The 21,874-nt window shown below is 35.0% G+C and carries 22 protein-coding genes and 1 riboswitch; of the genes, 4 read left to right on the top strand and 18 right to left on the bottom strand.

What is annotated here, in order from left to right; all coding sequences use genetic code 11:
- Positions 1-11 precede the first annotated feature (11 nt).
- The 10 genes from DRF58_RS04340 to DRF58_RS04295 form a co-directional block, all read right to left on the bottom strand.
- Entirely contained in the window at positions 12-356 is a 345-nt protein-coding gene (locus DRF58_RS04340) for a tRNA-binding protein (protein ID WP_116033306.1), read from the bottom strand.
- Between the two features lie 11 nt (positions 357-367).
- Positions 368-1,171, bottom strand: coding sequence for a GLPGLI family protein (locus DRF58_RS04335; RefSeq protein WP_116033303.1), 804 nt, complete (start codon positions 1,169-1,171; stop codon positions 368-370).
- Between the two features lies 1 nt (position 1,172).
- Positions 1,173-1,970: a tetratricopeptide repeat protein gene (locus DRF58_RS04330; protein ID WP_116033300.1), complete on the bottom strand. Its 798-nt coding sequence runs from the start codon at positions 1,968-1,970 to the stop codon at positions 1,173-1,175.
- 1 nt (position 1,971) lies between these two features.
- Complete coding sequence (locus DRF58_RS04325; RefSeq protein WP_116033298.1) at positions 1,972-2,493, bottom strand: hypothetical protein; 522 nt, start codon at positions 2,491-2,493, stop codon at positions 1,972-1,974.
- A 202-nt stretch (positions 2,494-2,695) separates the two neighbouring features.
- On the bottom strand, positions 2,696-4,003 hold the full coding sequence (gene sufD, locus DRF58_RS04320; RefSeq protein ID WP_116033295.1) for a Fe-S cluster assembly protein SufD: 1,308 nt from the start codon (positions 4,001-4,003) through the stop codon (positions 2,696-2,698).
- Positions 4,004-4,030: 27 nt separating this feature from the next.
- A complete protein-coding gene (locus DRF58_RS04315; protein WP_116033293.1) occupies positions 4,031-4,423 on the bottom strand; it encodes a four helix bundle protein in 393 nt (130 codons plus the stop codon).
- Between the two features lie 30 nt (positions 4,424-4,453).
- A complete protein-coding gene (gene sufC / locus DRF58_RS04310; protein ID WP_116033290.1) occupies positions 4,454-5,200 on the bottom strand; it encodes a Fe-S cluster assembly ATPase SufC in 747 nt (248 codons plus the stop codon).
- Between the two features lie 104 nt (positions 5,201-5,304).
- The gene (locus DRF58_RS04305; protein WP_116033288.1) at positions 5,305-5,697 is read right to left on the bottom strand and encodes a GxxExxY protein; all 393 of its coding nucleotides are present in this window, start codon (positions 5,695-5,697) and stop codon (positions 5,305-5,307) included.
- Positions 5,698-5,841: 144 nt separating this feature from the next.
- Positions 5,842-7,290 carry a Fe-S cluster assembly protein SufB gene (gene sufB, locus DRF58_RS04300; RefSeq protein WP_116033285.1) on the bottom strand — a complete coding sequence of 483 codons (1,449 nt, stop codon included), beginning with the start codon at positions 7,288-7,290 and terminating at the stop codon, positions 5,842-5,844.
- 5 nt (positions 7,291-7,295) lie between these two features.
- A complete protein-coding gene (locus DRF58_RS04295) occupies positions 7,296-7,625 on the bottom strand; it encodes a HesB/IscA family protein (RefSeq protein WP_089769668.1) in 330 nt (109 codons plus the stop codon).
- Positions 7,626-7,847: 222 nt separating this feature from the next.
- On the opposite strand from DRF58_RS04295, the gene DRF58_RS04290 reads away from it, so the two are divergent.
- Both DRF58_RS04290 and DRF58_RS04285 read left to right on the top strand, forming a co-directional pair.
- A complete protein-coding gene (locus DRF58_RS04290) occupies positions 7,848-8,804 on the top strand; it encodes a GLPGLI family protein (protein WP_116033284.1) in 957 nt (318 codons plus the stop codon).
- Between the two features lies 1 nt (position 8,805).
- Positions 8,806-9,633, top strand: coding sequence for a GLPGLI family protein (locus DRF58_RS04285; protein WP_116033281.1), 828 nt, complete (start codon positions 8,806-8,808; stop codon positions 9,631-9,633).
- 34 nt (positions 9,634-9,667) lie between these two features.
- Here DRF58_RS04285 and DRF58_RS04280 read toward each other — a convergent pair whose 3' ends face one another.
- From DRF58_RS04280 to miaB, 6 genes are read right to left on the bottom strand one after another with little or no spacing between them, the layout of a single operon-like run.
- A complete protein-coding gene (locus DRF58_RS04280; protein ID WP_116033278.1) occupies positions 9,668-11,425 on the bottom strand; it encodes a hypothetical protein in 1,758 nt (585 codons plus the stop codon).
- 4 nt (positions 11,426-11,429) lie between these two features.
- Positions 11,430-11,981 (bottom strand): LPS assembly lipoprotein LptE, encoded by a 552-nt coding sequence (gene lptE, locus DRF58_RS04275; RefSeq protein ID WP_116033276.1) that lies wholly within the window; start codon positions 11,979-11,981, stop codon positions 11,430-11,432.
- The gene (locus tag DRF58_RS04270) at positions 11,981-13,279 is read right to left on the bottom strand and encodes a sigma-54 interaction domain-containing protein (RefSeq protein WP_116033273.1); all 1,299 of its coding nucleotides are present in this window, start codon (positions 13,277-13,279) and stop codon (positions 11,981-11,983) included. Before DRF58_RS04270 ends, lptE begins: the two co-directional genes overlap by 1 nt.
- Before the next feature lie 38 nt (positions 13,280-13,317).
- Entirely contained in the window at positions 13,318-14,115 is a 798-nt protein-coding gene (locus tag DRF58_RS04265) for a tetratricopeptide repeat protein (RefSeq protein ID WP_116033270.1), read from the bottom strand.
- Positions 14,087-14,590, bottom strand: coding sequence for a hypothetical protein (locus DRF58_RS04260; protein WP_051879815.1), 504 nt, complete (start codon positions 14,588-14,590; stop codon positions 14,087-14,089). The genes DRF58_RS04265 and DRF58_RS04260 overlap by 29 nt, the downstream gene beginning before the upstream one ends.
- Before the next feature lie 36 nt (positions 14,591-14,626).
- Positions 14,627-16,060 (bottom strand): tRNA (N6-isopentenyl adenosine(37)-C2)-methylthiotransferase MiaB, encoded by a 1,434-nt coding sequence (gene miaB, locus DRF58_RS04255; protein ID WP_116033267.1) that lies wholly within the window; start codon positions 16,058-16,060, stop codon positions 14,627-14,629.
- Between the two features lie 282 nt (positions 16,061-16,342).
- On the opposite strand from miaB, the gene DRF58_RS04250 reads away from it, so the two are divergent.
- Positions 16,343-16,765, top strand: a complete 423-nt coding sequence (locus DRF58_RS04250; RefSeq protein WP_116033265.1) for an OsmC family protein — start codon at positions 16,343-16,345, stop codon at positions 16,763-16,765.
- Positions 16,766-16,845: 80 nt separating this feature from the next.
- Here DRF58_RS04250 and DRF58_RS04245 read toward each other — a convergent pair whose 3' ends face one another.
- Complete coding sequence (locus DRF58_RS04245) at positions 16,846-19,452, bottom strand: MGH1-like glycoside hydrolase domain-containing protein (RefSeq protein WP_116033452.1); 2,607 nt, start codon at positions 19,450-19,452, stop codon at positions 16,846-16,848.
- A gap of 343 nt (positions 19,453-19,795) precedes the next feature.
- Positions 19,796-20,602 carry a glucose 1-dehydrogenase gene (locus DRF58_RS04240; protein ID WP_116033262.1) on the bottom strand — a complete coding sequence of 269 codons (807 nt, stop codon included), beginning with the start codon at positions 20,600-20,602 and terminating at the stop codon, positions 19,796-19,798.
- Positions 20,603-20,774: 172 nt separating this feature from the next.
- Positions 20,775-20,879: riboswitch (SAM riboswitch) on the top strand.
- Positions 20,880-20,930: 51 nt separating this feature from the next.
- On the opposite strand from DRF58_RS04240, the gene DRF58_RS04235 reads away from it, so the two are divergent.
- Positions 20,931-21,872 carry an alpha/beta fold hydrolase gene (locus tag DRF58_RS04235; protein WP_116033260.1) on the top strand — a complete coding sequence of 314 codons (942 nt, stop codon included), beginning with the start codon at positions 20,931-20,933 and terminating at the stop codon, positions 21,870-21,872.
- Positions 21,873-21,874 lie beyond the last annotated feature (2 nt).

Here is a 21,874-nt window from a genome sequence, read left to right as displayed (position 1 = left end):
TTTAACTGATTTCACCCAACTTCCAATCCGTTTTTCACAGGCAAGCTTGGACTTAGCAAAGTTACATCACTTTTATTTTCTCCATAAACCCCAAGAACAAGACATTCACTGAAGAAGTTGGCGATTTGTTTCTTTGGGAAATTTACAACAGCAAGAATTTGTTTTCCTACCAAATCTTCTTTCGAATATAAAGTTGTGATTTGAGCAGATGATTTTCTGATGCCTAAATCTCCAAAATCGATTTCCAATTGATAAGAAGGATTTCTGGCTTTTTCAAAATTATCAACGGAAATAATTGTTCCGACTCTAATGTCGATTTTCTCAAAATCTTGCCAAGATATTTCAGGTTTTGTCATTGTAATGTCTTTTATTGATAATTAATTTTATGGTTTAATTCAATAGGATTGTTATTTTTTCGAATATAATCTTGGCGTTCTTCATTCATTTGTTTGATATTCAAATCTATTCGATTTCCTTTTGCGTCAGTAATAAAAACTTTATTTGATTTTATTTTTTGCTCCATTTCTCGGTTAGGATTGTCATAATAATTTATAGCTAATTGCTCAAATTGATTCCAATCAATGTCAATCAATTGCTTTCTAGCATCATATAATTCTCCGCAGTTTTTCTTGGTTTCGATAAGGTTGAAAACATATTCTGTTTTATTATCTTCAATCGAAATGATTAATCCAGGCAAACCACAAAAGACATATGGACCATCATTGATAGGAATTTCAGAAGTAAACCAAGCTGTCCATTCTCTACCACCATAATTTACAGTTGCTTTTTGAGCATTATACCCAGCAATCTTTTTCTTGTCGGATAAAATTTTCCAATTCAGTTTTTCATCAATAGGAAGAAGGAAATTATTTTCAGAATTAGTAATGATTTTTTCTGTTCTCTCCTTTGCCAAATTCTTTTTGACATAATATTGATTTTCAAATCCAGTGCTGTTCATAGGAGAACCATTATTGATTTTTAGAGAATCTCCATCTCGGTCAATCATTTCTCTGAAAATAGATTTATTATCAACAAAATCTAAAACCATTATTTGAGGATTGATTTTTTCCAAATTCAAATCCGTTTTGCACTTCGCAGAATACGTAATCCTCAGTTTTTGCGCATTAATAATTCCCGAAATCATTAATAAAAGATAGAATACTTTTTTCATATTAATCCAGATTTATCATATACCAATTGACCTGATAAGGATATTTTTCATAAGGAGAATCGCCCTCGGTAAAAGTCAAACCTTTATCAAAATCTTTTTTTGCCAGCCTTGCACTTTCAAGATACTTTGTATAATCTTTATCGATTTTGTATTGATTCAGAGCTTTGTAATATTCAGCATCTGAAAAATTGGGATAACGTTTCAAAGCTTTATCAAATTCTTCGACCGCTTTTTTGTAATCTCGTTTTTCGTAATAGATAACACCTGTATAGAAATAACAAAGAGGCGAGACCCAATCTTCTCCACTTTGTTTTTTTGTCTTCTCAATTTCGATTTGCATCAGTTTTAAGGCATCATCATATTGATTTAATTGTAAGTAACAGAGCGATTTATAAAAATCATAAGAGTGGTCATTCTGAATTCCGTCTCCGAATTCTTTTGTTGCATCATCCAAATCTTTTAAAGCATTTCGAATAGTTTTGGAGAAAATACATTTTAGGAAACCTCTTCTTCCCAGATATTCTTTTCTGTCGTATAAAACGGCTTTATCATAACTTTTCAAAGCCAGTTCATATTTTCTTGTTTTCCAAAGTGGAAGCGCTTTATGATGCCAAAAAATGGCAATTGTTGAATCTGCTTTTATTCCTTCATTGATACAATCTTCCCAACCTTGCGCCAAATAATGAAATTGATAAGCACATTTTTTTGTGTATTTTTCTATGATAGAATCTTGTTTCAGATTTTGAGAAAAAGAGTAGTTGTATATATTTATCAGTATTAATAATAAAATTCTCTTCATATTAAATCGTTTTATTTTTAATGTCTTGCAAAAGCTTTTCAACTTCAAGTTTTTGTTCCAAATATTTTAATTGAAGTTCACTTCCTTCGCCCATTCTTCCATAATAAATCAAAGCTTTTTCACCAAAGAAGTTTTTGTAATAATCAGAAAGTTCTGGAATCTGCGGAAAATTGGTATGAAATAACATTTCGTAGTAAGCTTGCCATTCACGTTCATTCTTATCCATAATCATCATCTTTGACGATTTCTGACGAACGTGCAACATCTCGTGAGCGAGCATATTGAGAACCAAAGTCAAATCAAAATCGAAAATATTTCTCGGAATCAAAACTTCCTGCCTATCTCCGATTTCTCCATTAGCAGTCAATAAAATCGAGTTCTTTTCTAATTCTTCCCGGAAACCGAATCCTAAAAAGTTTTCATCATCCAATTCGAATTCGTGAATGAGGAACCTTGCGCCGTCTAGGATTTCGCCGGTTTCTTTATAAGCGTTGAGGTTGAATTGTAATTTTTCGTAGTTCATTTGTGTTAAAATATAATTGTTGTGATGTTCAAATTTACAATTTAACGACAAATATTTCAAAAGAAGCTGAATCCGCGCCCCGACTTGAGTGGAAATCCTTTTTACGCAACGAAGTGGAGTGAAAAGATTGGGAACGGAAGGCGGATTAAGGCGCCCAAATAATAACAAAAAAATCGCACCTGATAGATGCGATTTGATTTATTTAGAATTCCATATTGACTTCCAGTTTTTCTGCCAGAAGTTTGGAAACTTTTACTTTGAGTGGCTCGATATCGATGTTTTGCATCGCATCGTTGGCGAAAGCGTAAAGCAACAATGCTCTTGCTTCTTTCTTGGAAATTCCACGAGCTCTAAGGTAGAACATCGCGTCCTCGTTCAGCTGTCCAACGGTACAACCGTGCGAACATTTTACATCATCTGCGAAAATCTCCAGCTGAGGTTTTGTATCAATCGTTGCGCCTTCGTCCAACAAAATGTTATTATTCTGCTGATAAGCGTTGGTTTTCTGAGCAATCTTGTTCACAAACACTTTTCCGTTGAAAACACCGTGCGATTTGTCTTTGTAGATTCCTTTGTAATTCTGGTAAGATTCGCAGTTTGGCGTGTTGTGATGAACCGCTGTGTGGTGGTCTACCAATTGGTCTTTTCCGATAATCGTGATTCCGTTCATAAACGAGTTGATATTCTCTCCGTTGTGAATGAAATCCAGATTGTTACGAACTAATTTCCCTCCAAAAGAGAAGGTGTTCACTGTCGTTAAACTATCTCTTTCCTGCTTCGCAAATGTGTGGTCTACGAGGTAGGAAGTGTCACTGTCGTTCTGCAATTTGTGCCAATCTGCTTTTGCATTTTGATAAGTGAAAATCTCCGTCACAGAGTTGGTGAAAACGAAAGATTCATCAAAATTATGATGACTTTCAATCACTTCTACTTTTGCGCCAGCTTCCACAATCAGAAGATTTCTTGTGTTATAGAAGGTGTTTTCTTCTTGACTGTCAGAGATATAAAAAACGTGAATCGGTTTTTCGATGACGATGTTTTTCGGAACTTTCAAGAAAAATCCTTCATTGAAATAAGCTAGATTCAAATTTGTGAAAGCTAAATCTTTGCTTGCAATTGTATTGAAATATTGATTGAAAGTTTCTTTTTTCGCTGAATCATTCAGAGCTTCATTCAAAGTCAGGAATTCTGCATTTTCAATAGAAATGTTAGAATATTCTTTGTGAAGTTTCCCGTTAATGAACACAATCCAGTCAAAATGTTCTTTTCCAAGATGCAATTCGTCCAACTGCTCTTTGGTAATATGATGAGCTTCTGAAGGGAAAAAATTGTAATCTTTTTCCGTAATTTCCTTCAGATTCGTGTATTTGTATTCTTCATCTTTTTTGGTCGGAAAACCTTTCTCTTCAAATTTCTGAAGAGCGATTTTTCTCTCTTCGTTCAAAAAAGAATGAAGAAGCGATTCCAAAAAATCTGAATGTTGATTTAAAATTTGTATGTCTAAACTCATTAGTTGTTTGAAGTTTGAGATTTGAAGTTAAGGACGCAGAAATTTGTTTCCATTATGTTCTGTATTTTTTAGGTATTTCATAAAGCCAGAAATCATTTTTGAAAGCTCTGCAAAATCTTTTAACAAATCGTTAAATTCATTTTCATTAATAAATTTTCTATCAAATGCTCTGATTAATTGAGAACGTACTTCTCCACAAGAACCCTTTGAAATTGAAAGAAAATTAATAAACTCTTTATTTCCTTCCCGTTCAAATCCTTCTGCAATATTATCCATAACAGAACCGGATGAACGGTCAATTTGATATTTAATATTTTGACTGCAATTTGGGTTTTGAAGTAAATAGGCATCAACTTTTTGACATAAAATTCGAGACTTTTTCCAAATCTCTAAATCTTCAAAATTATTAATTGTTGCCATAATTTCAAACTTCAAATCTCAAATTAGAAATTAATTAAGAAGCCAATCGTAACCTTTTTCTTCCAATTCCAAAGCCAAAGATTTATCTCCTGTTTTTATGATTTTTCCATCTGCCAAAACGTGAACGAAATCTGGCTGAATGTAATTTAAAAGTCTTTGGTAATGCGTGATTAACAAAACTGCGTTGCCTTCGTTTTTGAATTGGTTTACACCATCAGCCACGATTCTCAAAGCATCGATATCTAATCCTGAATCGGTTTCGTCAAGAATTGCCAATTTCGGATTCAGCATCATCATTTGGAAAATCTCATTTCTTTTCTTTTCACCTCCAGAGAAACCTTCGTTCAAAGAACGGGAAAGGAAATCTTTTTTGATTCCTAATTTCTCAGAGTTTTCACGGATTAGACCCAACATTTCTTTAGCGCCCATTTCTTCCAATCCGTTTGCTTTTCTTGTTTCGTTAAGAGCGGCTTTGATAAAATTGGTAACGGTAACTCCAGGGATTTCCACAGGATATTGGAAAGAAAGGAAAATTCCTTTATGTGCTCTTTCTTCAGGCGCATCTTCACCGATTTCTTCTCCTTCGAAAAGAATTTCGCCCTCCGTTACTTCATAATCTTCTTTTCCTGCAATAACAGAAGAAAGTGTAGATTTACCAGCGCCGTTCGGTCCCATAATAGCGTGAACTTCGCCTGGTTTTATTTCAAGATTGATTCCTTTTAAAATTTCTCTGTCGCCATCTTCAATTTTGGCGTGTAAGTTTTTTATCTCTAACATACTTTTAAATTTATCGCAAGGCTAGACAAAGATTTTTTTATCTTCCTTTGCTTTTTTAAGTGAAACAAAGGCGCTAACGCTTATCAATGAAAAACTATTGTTTCTTATTTTTTAATATAATCAAGACCATTTGCAATTCTCATTACACCATTTTTAAATAGTTGAGAATTAAAATTAATAAGCATTCCTAACTTATAATTTCCTAGTCTTAAATAATTTTTTAATTGTGATGCGTGAAAATTATTTAAACTTTCAACAGATTTAATTTCTAAAACAACCTTGTTTTCAATTAATAAATCCATTCTAAAAGCATTTTCCAGCAACAATTCTTCATATTGGATATTCAGAGGTTTTTGTCTTTCGACTTTTACTTCTGCTTTTTTTAATTCATAGAAAAGACATTCTTCGTAAATACTCTCATACAAGCCTATCCCCAATTTTCTATGAATCTTTAACCCACTTTCAAAGACAATCTTTGAAATTTCATTCTCTGTCATTTGTGTTGTTTTTCACAAAGATAAACAAGTTAATTGTAGAAATTTAAAACTTGTATTACTTTCCTAAGCTTTAGCGGCTTTGTATTTCTTTAAATTTTTTTCAAACAATCAAAGAAAATCTTTGTTTAACCTTGCTAAAAAAATTTATCCAACTGAACCTTCCAGAGAAATCTCCAACAACTTTTGAGCTTCAATGGCGAATTCCATTGGAAGCTTATTTAAAACTTCTTTACTGAATCCATTTACTATCAGAGCAATTGCTCTTTCTGTATCAATTCCTCTTTGGTTACAATAGAAAATCTGGTCTTCTCCAATTTTCGAAGTCGTGGCTTCGTGTTCCAATTGTGCAGTCGGGTCTTTGATTTCGATGTAAGGGAAAGTGTGCGCACCACATTCATTACCCATTAGCAAAGAATCACATTGAGAAAAGTTTCTCGCTCCTTTTGCAGTTGGCATCACTTTTACCAATCCACGATAAGAATTATTAGATTTTCCCGCAGAGATACCTTTAGAAATAATGGTTGACCTAGTATTCTTTCCGATGTGAATCATCTTAGTTCCTGTATCTGCATATTGATGCATATTGGTAACCGCGATTGAATAAAATTCTCCAACCGAATTATCACCTTTCAAAATACAGCTCGGATATTTCCAAGTTACAGCAGAACCGGTTTCGACCTGAGTCCAAGAGATTTTTGCATTTCTCTCGCAAAGACCTCTTTTAGTCACAAAATTGAAAACACCTCCTTTTCCTTCTTCATCACCAGGATACCAGTTTTGAACTGTAGAATATTTGATTTCAGCGTCATTCATTGCGATTAATTCTACAACTGCAGCGTGAAGCTGGTTCTCATCTCTTGACGGCGCAGTACAACCTTCAAGATAAGAAACGTAACTTCCTTCGTCAGCAATGACCAAAGTTCTCTCGAACTGACCAGTTCCAGACTGATTGATACGGAAATAAGTTGACAGTTCCATTGGACACCGTACACCTTTTGGAATGTAGCAGAAACTTCCGTCAGAGAAAACTGCGGAGTTAAGAGCTGCGTAAAAATTATCGCCTCTTGGAACTACTTTTCCAAGATATTGCTTTACCAAATCCGGATGTTCTTTAATAGCTTCGGAAATTGAGCAGAAGATAATGCCTTTTTCTTTTAAAGTTTCTTGAAAAGTTGTTTTAACTGAAACAGAATCTACAACAATATCAACCGCAACGTTAGCTAATCTTTTTTGTTCCTCGATATTGATTCCCAATTTTGCAAAAGTCTTCAATAATTCTGGGTCCACTTCATCAAGGCTTGCCAATTCTGGTTTTGCTTTTGGTGCTGCGTAATATCTGATGGCTTGGAAATCAGGTTTTTGATATTTGATGTTGGCCCAATTTGGTTCTTCCATTTTTTGCCAGATTCGGAAAGATTCCAGACGCCATTCCGTCATCCATTCCGGCTCTTCTTTCTTTTCAGAAATTGCTCGGATGATATCCTCATTCAGACCAATCGGGAAATCTTCATACTCAATATCCGTTTCGAATCCAAACTCGTACTTTTTATTTTCTAAATCGACGCGTAAATCGTCTTCGGTATATTTAGACATAATTTTTATAAACTAAAACTTTCTCCACAACCGCAGGTTCTTGCAGCATTTGGGTTATTAAAAACAAAACCTTTTCCATTCAATCCTCCGGAATATTCTAAAGTGGTTCCTGCAAGATAAAGGATTGATTTTTTGTCAATAATGACTCTTACACCGTTATCTTCAAAGATTTGGTCGGTTTCATTTTTTACATTATCAAACTTCAAGACGTATTCTAGTCCGGAACATCCGCCACTTTTTACGCCCACTCTTATATAGTCAGTCTCAGGGTTGAAGCCTTCTTCAGTCATCAACTGAGCTGCTTTGGATTTTGCCTGATCGCTTACTTTTATCATTGTTTTTATTTAGACTGATTTTAGTCTACAAAAGTACGAACTAATTTCCGCATTCTCAAATCGACAGCGTCTATTTTAACGATTTTAAATAGACTTTAATAATTCGTTTTGTAATGAGATACAGTTTGTTAATGTTAAATTCTTATCAAAAAAGAAACAATTATTAATTCTGATTGTTCTTATAATTAACTTTGCTCGAATTTGTTAATCAAACAATTAGTTATGAAGAAGATTTTTATTTTGATGATGCTATTTTCCTTTTTTGGAAAAATGATGAGCCAAACCGAAAGATATATTTATCAAACCGAAGTGAATCCAGATACGATTAATCTTGTTAATATGAAGGTTGAGAATACTTTCTTGGATGTCAAGAATAATCAGTCATTATTCATCAGTGAAAGTAAATTATTAAAAGATTCTTTAACTGCAGTTTTAAAACAACAAGGCGTAACAGAAATTAAAAAATCAAAAAAAGATAAATCCGAATTTCCAAAACTACCCAACGGAAAATCTATACAACCTACTTTTTTTGATTATTTTATTACAAAAAATCAAGAAGACAAGTCTGTGAATTTTGTTGAAAGTATTGGTTCAAAACAAGTCTATTATCAAGAAGACAGAAAAATGAATTGGGATATTTCTAATCAAATTTCTGATTTTAATAATTATAAAGTTCAGAAAGCAACGATGACTTTTGGAGGGAGAACTTGGACAGCTTGGTTTGCTCCTGAAATTAAAATCTCTGATGGACCTTACAAATTTTTAGGACTTCCAGGATTGATTTTAAAATTAGAAGATGATAAAGGTGATTACAGATTTAGCTTTACTAAGAAAATTAATATAGAAAAAGCCTTTTCCGAAGTTATAAAACCGGACGCCAGAAGATCTACAAGAATCAACTTTCGAGGAGACAAAGAATCTGTAAGAATGGAAATGGTTAAAAATAAGGATCCTGAGATCAACTTTGATAGTTTCAACAGGATGAATCAAAGAAACGGAGGGATGAATGGCGGATTCGGGGGCCAGCAAGGAATGAATGGCGGAATGCCAGGTAGCGAGGTAGGAAACGGACAAGCTGATATACAAATGGGAAATCCACAAAGTAACTCGGCTGGAAATAACGCTTCTACGATGAATTTCGGAAATACAAATCCAATTGAATTAAGTAACAAATATTAATATGAAATTTTTTAAAATATTAAGCTTGTTCGCGATGCCTTTTGTAATGGCTCAGCAAGGAACACGTTTTGTTTATCAAGCGACATTGACGCCAGATTCTACAAATGTGGAGAAAAAAACAGAGCTGGCTTATCTGGATACCGATGGAAAAAAGTCTGTATTCTACGCAGAAAATGCAATGAAAAGAGATTCTTTGATGGAAAGAATGCGTACAACTCAAAACTTTAATAGAGAACAAATGCAGAGTTTGAGAAGTAATCTACAGTTCACGATTGAAAAAGACCTCACGAATCAAAGTCTAATTTACAAATCAAGAATCGGAAGAGATAATTATTCTTATTCAGAAACGCCAACTTTTGACTGGAAAATCTTACCAGAAACGGTGAAAATTGGAGATTATCAAACGCAAAAGGCTGAAACTAAATTTGGTGGAAGAACTTGGTATGCGTGGTTTACTCAAGAAATTCCTTTGCAAGATGGCCCTTACAAATTCTCTGGTTTGCCAGGATTGATTGTAAAAGTTCAAGATGAAAGAGGCGATTATTCTTTTGATCTGATGCAAACAAAAAAAATAGCAGAGATCTATCAACCTTTGAACCGAGGACAAGTTATAGCGCTTCCCAAATCAAAATATGTAGAGATGGAAAAAAAGATGCAAAAAGATCCAGCTAGTTTTTTTTCTGCTCAGAGAAGTTCTGGTGGAGGAAGAGGTCCAGCTGGAGGTGGCGGAGGAAACAGACCTGGAATGGATCCTAAACAAATACAGGAATTCCAAAAAAGAATGGAAGCTGAAATAAAAAGTAAAAACAACCCCATCGAATTGAAATAAAAAAAAACGGAAAATAATTTTCCGCTTTTTTGTTTTATGATTTCCTGATTTCCTTGACTTCTTCGATTTTTTCTTCGAAGTAATCTTTTTTGTGAGGATGCTTTTCAGAAAGGATTTCGTAAGCTTTTATTGCTTTTGTATAGAGCTTTTGCTCAGTATATAATCTTGCAAGAGTCTCGGTCATCAAGTGAGAAATGTCGTCTTTTTTCTCTTTTACAACATAGTTGCTTTCCTCTTTTAATTGTGAGATTTTTGGGTTTGTTTCGATGAAATTATCAATGATTTTTTCCTTGACTTTTGCTTGTTTTTCTGCAGTTTCTTTTCTCTCAATTTTCAACCAGCTTTGCCAAGTGTTGATGAAAGTTCCAACGTTGCTATCAGGAATTTCTTTCGCTTCTGGCTTTTCAATAATTGCGGGAATTTCTTTTTCTTTTTCTTCAATTCTAGAAACTTCGTTGCCGAAGAAAGAAACATTCATCACAGGTCTTTCAGTTTCTAGGATTTGAGGTTTTTCCTCTACAATTGGCTTTTCGTTAATAATGATTTCTTCTTTAATTTCAGGTTCGGCAGTTTTTTCTTCAACTATACTTTCAACTTCAGGCTGCTTTTCTGCTTCTGTAGTTTTGCCAATCAGCGCATCGGGAATATTAGCAGAAAAAGACATTGGCTTCCATTCAGAAATAGGTTGTTCATCAACTTTTACCTTTTTAGAAATAATTTCTTGCTCCTGAATTTTAGCGACAATTACAGGTTCTTCTGGTTTCGAAACTTCGAAACTCTGAGTATTTTCAAAGCTGATTTCATCTTCACAAATGTTTTCGTCAATTTCAGATTCAACTTCTACAACTTTTGTTGGTTTTGAAATTTCTAAAGTTTGAGTGTTTTCAAAACTTACCTGGCTGTTGTCGATTTCATTTTCAGCAATTTCAGGAACAACTGGTTCTGCATATTCTATTTTTGCAACAGGAATTTCTTGTATTGGTTGTTGTACTTCTTTCTTAATTTCTCTTTTTGGAGGATTAAGATAATCTAAGTGATTTTTGGGAACCGAAAACTTAACCTGAGGAAGAAAATCTTCAATCCCATTAAAACTAATATTGCCAGAAGAATCCTCATCTTGAACTTGAGTTTCAGTTATAGGTTCGGTAGTTTTTTCTTCAGGAGTTTCTAAAACTTCTTCAACGGTTTTATGTTCAGAAATAGTTTCTTCAGAACGATTTTCATCAATAAAAATTAAATTGTCTTTAATTTCCAAATCATCTTTAACTAAAACAATTTCAGGTTCTTTGGTAGGTTGCGAATCGATTTTATGATTTTTTTCTTCTACGGAGTTTTCTTCGTTTTCTAAAACAACGAATTCGGAATTTTTCTCACTTTCATTTTCGATAGTTTTATCAATGTCAAATTGATTAATAACAGATTGGGTTTCTGTTTTTTCTATCTCAGTTACGATTTCAGATTCCGCAGGTTTTACAACTTCTGTTTCTGTATTGTTAATTGTTTGATTGTGAGCTGTTTCTTCTGGCTCAATTTGAGTTGACGTGATTTCTTTTTTAGAAATTTTTTCAGAATTGATGAATTGATAAAGTATTTTTTTATCCGTTGTATAAGCTGCTGTTTTAGAAAGATTTTCTTTGTATTTTTCTGATTGATAAAGATTAATCCCATAAAGATAAAGCGCACGAATACTCTGAGCGTAAGGCATTTTCTCCGACTCGGATTCTAATATCTTCAAATCGGATTCTATAATAATCTTTGGATTTTTTATTAATTCTAAAACTCTTGTATTCATACTTTTACCAATTGGCTACAATATCATTGTAAATTTTGTTGATGATCCTTTCATTCACAATTCTTACCTGTGCAGTTTCTATTAAGTTGATATCCAGGTCGCTATTGAAAACGGCTTCGTCACTATAAGTTCTGTCAAAACTTAGCGTTGGGTCTACATTATTTTCATAATGAACTTTTATGGAAATGGTTAACTTATTTTGAAGCGCTTCAATTGTACTTCCAGAAGTTGTAGTTGTAGCGGCTCCAACACTGGTTGGTGTGATGTTGTAATCACTTATTTCTCCTTCTATCAAGAGATCTGGTTTTTCAATAGCACCTTTCAAAGTAGTTCTCTGTAGAAAACGATTCTGCAACGCCACCGTAAAATCCTGACTCAAACTTGGCAGATTGTTGGCTGCGTTATTAGGAAATGTGTTGATTTTAACTGTTTTCATTTCCGGACTTAAAGATGATCCTGTGAATGAATAGCAACTTGTAAGAACAAAGAATAAAGAGAAGAGAAAAAAAAATTTAATTCTCTGGCTTCTGACTTCTGGCTTCTGACTTCTGACCATTATTCCTCTAGATTATATTGTTTTATTTTTCTATAAAGTGTTCTTTGCGAGATTCCCAACTCGTCTGCTGCTTTGTTTCTTCTTCCTTTGTGTTTTTCTAATGCTTTGATTATTAGATCTTTTTCATTGTTTTGAAGTGAAAGAGATTCTGACCTAGCTTCTTCAATTTCAATATCTTCTACATCGTTGTAATGATGATCTTCGTCTTCAGAAATAATCGTTGGATGATGAATCTGATTTTGATTATTGTTATTATTTTCGAAGTAAAGCAAAGAATTAGGACTCGCTACTTGCTGTGTTTCAGGTGTGTAAATTCTATTAATAAGATGTTTCTCCTGTAAACTTAGATCAGCATTTCCTTTATTTTTTATCAGTTCCGAAGTTAAGGATTTTAAATCATTAATATCGTTTCTCATATCGAAGAGAATTTTGTACATAATATCCCTTTCCGAACTAAAATCTGAACCTTGATTTCCTCCAAGATTATTCTTTTGAACAACCGCTGGCAGATTTGCGTTCATTGGGATATATTCTGCTAACTTCACCGAATTAATTTCTCTATTCTGCTCTACAACAGTCATTTGCTCTACCAAGTTTCTGAGCTGGCGAACGTTTCCAGGAAATGCATAACTTTCCAAATAACCAACAGCATCGTCAGTTAATCTCAATTCCGGCATTCTATATTTTTCAGCAAAATCGATTGCAAATTTTCTGAATAACAGATGGATATCGCCTTTTCTTTCTCGCAAAGCAGGCATGTCAATCTGAACGGTATTCAAACGATAATAAAGGTCTTCACGAAAACGTCCGTCTTGGATAGCTTTCATCATATTGACATTCGTCGCGGCAACTATTCTCACATTGGTTTTTTGGACTTGCGAAGAACCCACCTTCATAAATTCTCCACTTTCTAAAACTCTCAAAAGACGAACCTGAGTCTGCAACGGCAATTCTCCAACTTCGTCAAGGAAAATAGTTCCGCCGTCTGCGACTTCAAAGTATCCTTTTCTGGTAGAAGTTGCTCCCGTAAATGCGCCTTTTTCGTGACCAAATAATTCTGAATCAATCGTTCCTTCTGGGATGGCGCCGCAGTTGACGACGATGTATGGTTGGTGTTTTCTTCTGGATTCGCCGTGGATGATCTTTGGGATAAACTCTTTCCCAACGCCACTTTCACCCATTACCAAAACCGAAATATCTGTAGGTGCCACTTGGATTGCCTTTTCCAAAGCGCGGTTGAGCGCCGGGAAGTTTCCGATAATTCCGAAGCGTGCTTTTATGGATTGTAATTCTGCCATTTTTTTGATTAAATGATTAAAAATTAAATGAATAAAGTTTACAGTTCAGCAATTTGCTTTCTGTAAATTTTGTTGAAATGATGGGTGTAAGCATCTTTCATTGTTTTGCCTTCGTCATATGACTTCAAGGCTAGACTTTTCAAATCCAAATAATCTTTATTTCTGATTTTAGAAACTTTACTTCTAAAATAAATATTTTCTGCAAAATCGTAAACTTTGCTTTGCTTTTCAAAATTTTCTAAGGCTTTGTCATATTTTCCACTTTCGAAATACGTAACGCCTAATTGATAATAATCGTAAAGTCCAAAATGGTAATCTTTAGTTTTAAAAAGATCTTCTAAAATCTGAATCGCTTTTTCTTTTTGATCTAAAGCGCTGTAACAAATCGCTTTTGCGACATATAAATTATAATCGCCATTTACTGAATAGCCGATATTTCCAGGTCTATATTTTTCAAGCAGATCAAAATCCTGAATTGCGCCCTCGTAATCTCTTAAAAATTGAAATTTGCACCAGCCTCTGTAATCCAAATGATTATTAGGGCTAAGCTCTACAGCCTTATCAATTAGTTTTTTCCAGGTTATAAAATCTCCTCTTTTCAAGTAAGGAACTGCTTTTTCCATATAAGCATGGGAGAAATTCGGACACAAGTCTATAGCTTTATCAAAACTTTCCTGAGATTCACGAGATCCTTGAGAACCGGAATTGCTATTGTAGATTTCGCATGCTTTTTTGCACCTTTCGCCCTCAATTGCATTACAGTTTACCTGCGCTTGCACATTAGCATAAATAACCAGTATAAGAAAGCTAAGGAAGTATTTCGGAAACTTTTCCATCTTTTATTTTAAAGGTTAAATATTGATAGTAATTTATTTTTATTCCTAAATATTCTTGCGGAATCCATCCATTTAAACTTTTCGTAAAGTCTAAAAGCTGATTAATGAATTTCTTGTCAAACACTTTTTCTTTGTAGTTCTCATCCATTTGTTGAACTCTGAACATTCCAGTTTTTCCTTCACAATTCACTACAAAACGAATTGTAATGTACCCAGTTGAATTTTTGTCACTTATTAGATTTGATCTTTCTAATTTTTTTTCTATTTCTAATTTTTCGCCTTTATATTGAAATCCATCAAAATTATAATATTGGAAGGAAAAAGGATCAACAAAACATTTTTTAAAATTGGAATCATCTAACTTTTCATCAAGTTCGATATCCCCAACTTGGTTTGGATAGACATTAACTGCTTTCTCAGACTGGCAGCTAAAAAGAATTGGCAGTAGAAATAATATGTAAAAAATATGCTTCAATCTTAATTCAAATAAGAATTCAATTAGTATGAACTATCAAACCGTTTCCCCCAAAAGCGTTCCCTGCGTATTGCCGTGAACAAAAACAGACACAATGTCGCCCAATTTTTGGCCTTCCAACTTATCAAAAACGCAAACGGCATTTTGAGAATTTCTGCCTTTCCATTGGTTTTGATTCTTTTTGGAAGTGCCTTCGATAAGGATTTCATGAACTCTGCCAACGTAACCTTGCATTCTTTTTCGGGAAAGTTCGCCTTGTAGAGCAATCACTTCAGCCAGACGTCTTTGCTTCACATCTACCGGAATATCGTCTTCCAGTTTCTTGTGAGCAGGCGTTCCTGGTCTTGTGGAGTAGGAGAACATATAACCGTAATCGTACTCAACTTCACGCATCAAACTCATAGTTAATTGGTGATCTTCCTCGGTTTCCGTACAGAATCCAATGATCATATCTTGTGAGAATGAAATGTCGGGAACAATTTCTTTTCCTTTTTTAATTAAATCCAAGTATTCCTGACGCGTATGCTGACGGTTCATCAATTGTAGAATCCTGTCGCTTCCACTTTGAACGGGAAGGTGAACATAATTACAGATATTGTCGTGCTTGGCAATCATTCGGAAAACCTGTTCTGTCATCTCATGTGGATTGGAAGTCGAGAATCTGATTCTCATATTTGGAACTGCAACTGCAACCATATCAAGCAACTGCGCAAAATTAATTGCGGTTAGTTTCTGCATTTCAGAAGCTTTTGCAAAATCTTTTTTAGGACCGCCACCATACCAAAGGTAAGAATCAACGTTTTGCCCAAGAAGTGTGATTTCTTTGTATCCATTGTTCCAAAGACTTTGACATTCCTCGATGATTGAGTGCGGGTCGCGACTTCTCTCACGTCCTCGCGTAAATGGGACCACGCAGAAAGTACACATATTATCACAACCTCTTGTAATTGTTACAAAAGCAGTGACGCCATTTCCGCCCAAACGAACAGGGTTGATATCGGCGTAAGTTTCTTCTTTTGAAAGGATTACGTTGATAGCATCTCTTCCGTCATCGGTTTCTTTGAGAAGATTGGGGAGATCTCTGTAAGCATCTGGACCAACAACCAAATCTACGAGTTGTTCCTCATCTAAGAACTTGGTTTTCAATCTTTCTGCCATACAACCAAGAACACCAACGGTCATGTTGGGGCGTTCTTTTTTAAGATTCTTGAATTGAGCAAGACGCATTCTCACTGTTTGCTCAGCTTTCTCACGAATGGAACAAGTATTAAGCAAAATCAAATCTGCTTCTTCCGCTTTCAAAGTCGTGTTGTAACCTTGTTCATTAAGAATGGATGCAACAATCTCGGAATCAGAGAAGTTCATCTGACAACCGTAACTTTCCAGAAATAATTTTTTAGAATTTCCGGATTTTTCTGCAATGGCGAATGCTTCTCCTTGTTTGGTCTCGTCTATATATTTTTCCTGCACTACATTTAGATTTAAAGTTCAATGTTAAGAAATCCAATGTTGATGAACTTTGAACCCGAAAATTTGAACTGTTTAAGTCTGCAAAGATACAAAATATTGTGACAGAATGGCAGATAATGATTAATCATTAAATAAACTTTTATCAATCATTTGTGAGAAAACAATAAAATGAATTAGTAGAATTATTATTAATATCAAATGTTCCCTTATACGTTAAAATATATAGAGAAGTGAATTTATCCCCTTTTGATTTTGTAAATTTGATTTTAATTTAGATTTAAAATGAAAATTACACTTAATAGAATCAACGATGATTTTTTGTTTGAATGTTCCAATGAGCAAGGAAATTCTATTTTATTAGACAACACAACTTTACCAGGAGCAAAAGGTGTTTCTCCAATGCAATCTTTATTGATGGCAGTGGCTGGATGTAGCGGAATTGATGTCGTTTCAATCCTGAAAAAACAACGTCAGACAATTACAGATTTCAAAGCGGAAGTGGAAGGCGAAAGAGTGCAGGTAGATGATGCAAAACCTTTCAAATCCATCAAAGTGAAGTTTTTCCTTGAAGGTGAAATCGACCCGAAAAAAGCAAAAAAAGCATCGGAATTATCTTTCGAAAAATATTGTTCTGTTTCTAAAACATTGGAGCCAAATGTTGAGATTTCTTACGAAGTCAGCGTTAATGGAGAACTTGTGCAATAGAGTTTGAGGGTTTGAGCGTCTTAGAGTAGGAGAGAATCAAAACTCACTAAAACCCTAAAACGCTCACACACTCCAACTTATTATCGGCTAGCCAATCTCGGCTGAATCAACTTCGCCACCGTGGAAGTCCAACCAGTTTGATGAGAAGCGCCGACACCACGACCATTATCGCCGTGAAAATATTCGAAGAACATAATGTAATCTTTGAAATGTGGGTCCTGATTGAATTTCTCAACGCCACCGTTGAATGCTCTGTTTCCATTTTCATCTTTTAAGAAAATTTTACAAAGCCTGTCGCTAATGTCTTTGGAAACTTCTTCCAGATTCTTTTGAACACCGCTTCCTTTTGGATATTCAATGGTCAATGCATCGCCAAAAAAGAAATGAAAACGTTGTAAACTCTCAACAATCAGAAAATTAATCGGAAACCAAATCGGTCCGCGCCAGTTGCTGTTGCCACCAAACATTCGGCTGTCGCTTTCTGCAGGCGTGTAATAAACCACGTGTTCCTGCCCGTGAACAGTGAATCGGAAAGGATTTTCTTCATAAACTTTGGACATCGCGCGGATTCCGTAATCGCTGAGGAATTCAGATTCGTCAACCAATCTTGTTAAAACTTTTGTCAATCTTGTTTTTCTGAGAATACTCAAGAGATGCTTGTTTCCTTCGCCTTCAACATACCATTGAGAAACCAGTTTCGTCAGATCTTGCTTATTTTTCAGAACCCATTCCATTCTTTTTTTAAACTCAGGAAGTTTTTCCAACATACTATGTTCCACAACTTCTACGGCAAACATCGGAATCAATCCAACAATGCTTCGAAGTTTCAGATTCACACTGTCTCCGTTAGACAATTGGAGCAAATCGTAGAAAAATCCGTCTTCTTCATTCCAAAGTCCTTGCTTGTCTTCCCCAATGTTTTCCATTGCTTCGGCGATATAAAGATAATGCTCAAAGAATTTAATCGCCATATCTTCATAAACAGGATTGTACGTTGCCAATTCCATAGCGATACGCATCATATTCAGTGCGTACATTGCCATCCAGCTTGTTCCGTCGGCTTGTTCCAGATGTTCCCCTTCATTGAATTCCATATTTCTGTCAAAGGCTCCGATGTTATCCAAACCAAGGAATCCGCCTCCAAAAATATTATTTCCGTTGTAGTCTTTTCGGTTTACCCACCAAGTGAAATTCAGTAATAATTTCTGAAAAACTCTTTCAAGGAAAGCCAAATCTGGTTTACCATTATTTTTTTCATCGATTTTGAAAACTCGGAAAGTTGCCCAAGCGTGAACGGGTGGATTAACATCGTCAAAATTCCATTCGTAAGCAGGAACTTGTCCGTTCGGATGCATATACCATTCTTTCGTCAATGTAATTAATTGATTTTTAGCAAATTCTGAGTCAATTACAGAAAAACTCACACAATGGAATGCCAAATCCCAAGTCGCATACCAAGGATATTCCCACTTGTCTGGCATCGAGATAATATCTTTGTTATGAAGATGCTCCCAATTGCTGTTTCGCACAAAACCTTTTCGTTGAATAGGGAAATTAGGGTCGCCTTTTAGCCATTTCCCGATGTTGTAATGATAGAATTGTTTATTCCAAAGCAAACCAGCAAATGCCTGTCTTTGGACATTCTTTTCGTCTTCATTTTCAATATCTTTTTGGATGTTCGCATAAAACTCATCCGCTTCTTGTTTTCGTCGGGAAACAATTTCATCAAAATCCCAAAACGCATCATCCATAATATGAGGCGACAATCGGAATTCAAAAACCTTGTTGCTGTTCGCTTCTATGATTTCTTCACAATGAAGAGATGCTTTTGTCCCTGTTTTAGAAGGATTGACAGTAGCAAGCCCTTTTGTAATATATTGGTTAATTCCGTCTTTGAAAAAACCTTCAGTCTTCGGAAGATTGAATAGCCTCGAACGGTTGGTTTCATTCTCACAAAACAGCGCATCAGCATTTCTATTTCTGGAATATAATTTCTTTATACTAAGACTATTATGATGAACATCTATTTCGCCTTGTTTAGAAAAACCGAGTTGCCCTTTGTAGTCGTTATAACCCCATATCCAGTTGTTTCTGTACCAAACTGTTGGGAGAACTACAATTGGAGCAGGTTGATTACTTCTGTTATGAACATCAATTCTGATTAAAAAATCATCCTCGCCAGCTTTCGCATATTCAATAAAAATGTCAAAATATTCATCGTTGTCAAAGATTCCTGTATCAAATATTTCATATTCTGGGTCTTTGTTGGAGCGTTGCGCATTCGTATTGATGAGGTCATCGTACGGAAATGCATTGATTGGATATTTGTAAACCATCTTCATATAGCTATGAGACGGTGTATTGTCCAGATAGTAAAAAATCTCCTTGATATCTTCACCGTGATTTCCCTGATAATTACTCAGTCCGAAAAAACGTTCCTTAACTCTGCAGTCATTTTTATTCCAAAAAGAAAGCGCAAAACATATCTGTTGCTTCTCATCCGAGATTCCCGCGATGCCTTCCTCTGCCCAGCGGTAAGTCCACGCTTCCGCCATATCGTGACCGGTAAATCCCCACGCATCGCCGTTGGTGCTGTAATCTTCGCGTACATTTCCCCATTGGCGGTGGCTCACGTAAGGTCCCCACTTTTTCCAATCCGGATTTTTTAATTTTTCTTCTTCATTCATTTTTCTAATTATTTTTCGAGAATAATTATTCTTTTTATTGGGAGCAACACGGTTGTACATTTGTTAGAACATTACAACCCGCTGTCCACTTTATCTTTTTTTGCTTAGAGAGATTTGTCATCAAAAGAAAACTTTCTCAAAAGCAAAAAAAGGATGCCGTTCCCATCGGGGCTATGTTGAGGTTTTTCACTTCTTTCAAGTTTTTAAAATTTCAAAAAACATCAACTTAAAAATCGATTTATCGATTCTTAGCCTTCTTCAAAATACTTAGCCCTTCAAAAAACTTTGCGTTTAAATTCAACAAAAAACCATTAATAATTTATAATTCATCATTAATAATTAATTATCCGTTGTCCGCAAAACTCTCCAGACTTGTCATTCCACCATCCACATAGATACTCGCACCTGTAATATAATCCGAATAATCACTCGCCAAAAATACGGCTAAATTTCCAATGTCTTCCGGTTGCCCGATTCTATCATACGGAATCAGCGTCATCAGCGCATCCAGAGATTTTTGATTATCCCAAGCGGATTTGTTTATAGGAGTTTGAATGGCGCCCGGACAAATATTATTCACACGGATTTTTTGTTTTCCATATTCCTGAGCCAGTGTTTGCATCAGCATTCTAAGTGCACCTTTGCTGGAAGCATAATTCGCGTGTCCAGCCCACGGAATCGTCTCGTGAACACTGCTGATATTGATAATTTTTCCAAGAGCTTTGGATTTTTCGGTCATTCCACGTTTCAAAAATTCTTTAATCGCTTCTCTTGAACAAAGAAATTGTCCGGTCAGATTCACATCGATTACTTTTTGCCATTGAGCAAGCGTCATTTCTGCAAAAGGCGCATCTTGCTGTAAACCGGCATTATTAATGAGAATATCAACAGTTCCATATTGATTAATCGTCGTTTGGAACATTGCCAAAACTTGGTCTTCCTTACTCACATCACATTGAATAATAAAACCTTCGCCTCCGTTTTCTTCAATTGTTTTCAGTGTTTCTTCCGCTTCGGGACGAGAATGTTCGGATGAATGATTGATGATAACGATTGCTCCGGATTTTGCCAGACTGATAGCGATTCCTTTTCCTATACCGCTGCTGGAACCTGTAACAATAGCAACTTGTTTATTAAGATTAATGTCCATTTTTCAAATTTTGTGATTTTTTCTAAGCAAATATTATACATAATTGCCATTATAAATATCTTAAAATAAATTGTTAACAAAAAATTGATGTAGAGAAATTTTAACACAATTTGGAACTAATGCAATTTCTTGTCTATCTTTGCGTCCAGATTTGTTCATTTACATATTGAAAATGTTATCGAGAAAGGTGGAGAGATTAGACTCTGTGAAACCTTGGCAACCCTTCGGAAACGAAGAAGGTGCTAAATTCTATCCGCAATGGCGGAAAAGATAACCCAAACTTATTTCTACATTTCCCTGTAGCATTTTCAATTTAATCTTATCAAAATTGAAAAACGAGCTACAACATATCAACCTTAATAACTTCACGACTCAGAACGGAAAAGTTCTCGACATTCCATTAAGCTATCAGCTTTTTGGAAAAGAACTGTATTCGGCTCCGATTGTTTTAATCAATCACGCTTTGACGGGAAATTCAGATGTTGCTGGAGAAAACGGCTGGTGGAAATCTTTGGTTGGAGATGGGAAAATAATTGATACCAATCGATTTACAATTGTTTGTTTTAATATTCCCGGAAATGGTTTTGACGGATTTTTTATTGATAATTATGAAGATTTTACAGTTCAAGATATTGCATCAATTTTTATTGAAGGGTTGAAAAAACTTAAAATCGAGAAACTATTCGCTTTAGTTGGCGGTTCTGTTGGCGGTTCTATCGGTTGGGAAATGTTGACTTTGCAAAATAATTTAGCAGAAAAATTCATCCCGATTGCAACAGATTTCAAAACATCGGATTGGTTACATTCTCAATGTCTGGTTCAGAAATTTCTTTTGGAATCGGAAAAAAAACCTCTTGAAAAAGCCAGAGTTCACGCAATGTTGTGTTACAGAACCCCGGAATCTCTTAACTTAAGATTCAATAGAGAATTCGATTCTGAAAAACAAATTTTGAAATCTCACGACTGGCTCAACTTCCACGGAAAACGATTAAACGAAAGATTTAGTTTAAAAGCTTACAAACTCGTTAATCATCTTCTGATGAACATCAACGGAAAGGAAAATGAATTGGAAAACATCAAAGCAGAGATTCATTTGGTGTCGGTAGATTCAGACCTTTTTTATCCAGCGTTTGAAATCAAAAATACTTACCATTTTTTACAAAATAAAAACAAAAACGTTCAGTACCACGAGATTAATTCTATCCACGGACACGATGCTTTCCTAATGGAGTATGAGCAACTGAACACAATTTTAAAACCAATTTTTTGAAC

This window comes from Epilithonimonas hispanica (assembly GCF_003385395.1).
Taxonomy (GTDB): domain Bacteria; phylum Bacteroidota; class Bacteroidia; order Flavobacteriales; family Weeksellaceae; genus Epilithonimonas; species Epilithonimonas hispanica.
The sequence above is the reverse complement of the archived record's forward strand: the minus strand, read 5'-3'. Positions and strand labels throughout refer to the sequence as shown.